At 63.0% G+C, this 690-nt stretch carries 1 protein-coding gene; it reads right to left on the bottom strand.

The window, feature by feature from the left end; translation table 11 throughout:
• Positions 1-5: 5 nt before the first annotated feature.
• Entirely contained in the window at positions 6-548 is a 543-nt protein-coding gene (locus HPA01S_RS22470; RefSeq protein ID WP_066273742.1) for a DUF4148 domain-containing protein, read from the bottom strand.
• Between the last annotated feature and the right edge of the window lie 142 nt (positions 549-690).

The following is a 690-nucleotide window of genomic DNA, read 5'->3' as shown; positions in this document are numbered from 1 at the left end:
TCGGCTTACTGACCGACGGTGGTGACACCTGGGTTCTGTGCCAGCACCGGCTTGGCGGCATAACGGCCGGGGTTGATTTCGTTGAACTTCAGGCCGGTGTCGGCGTCGGCGATCATGTCGCCGGTGCGGATGGCTTCAGCCAGTTCGGCCTTCACCTGTGCGCGGGTCTTGCCCACGGCCACGGCGTTGTTCGATGCGGCAGCCGGCTTGGCAGCGGCGTAGGCGGCAGGAGCCAGTTCGTTGGCCTTGGCGCCGGTCTGGCCGTCGGCCACGATGTCACCGGTGCGGATGGCTTCGGCCAGCTCGGCCTTCACTTCGGCGCGGCTCTTGCCGGCAGTCGCCACGGGCTGGGCATACTGGGCAGGGAACAGTTCCTTGTACGTGGCACCGGTTTGGCCGTCGGCGATCATGTCTCCGTTGCGGATGGCCTGGGCCAGTTCGGCGCGGACTTGTTCGCGGGTCTTGGCGGCAGCGGGATCGGCAGCAAAAGCTTGACCGGCAACCAGGGCGGAGAGGGCGATAGCAACAACAGAAAGACGGGTTTTCATGGCAGTTTCCTTTTTGAGAGGGTTGAACATGCCGGTCGGTCCGTTGTGCGGTCTGGCCGGCTTCGATGCCACTGCGGAGGGGTTTGCGTGCATCGATGGGATGAACTGTAAAGTTTCCGAATCAGAAGAAAAACAGCAAATC

Origin of the sequence: Hydrogenophaga palleronii NBRC 102513 (assembly GCF_001571225.1) — a bacterium.
Lineage (GTDB): Bacteria > Pseudomonadota > Gammaproteobacteria > Burkholderiales > Burkholderiaceae_C > Hydrogenophaga > Hydrogenophaga palleronii.
This window is presented reverse-complemented; position numbering and strand designations above follow the sequence as displayed.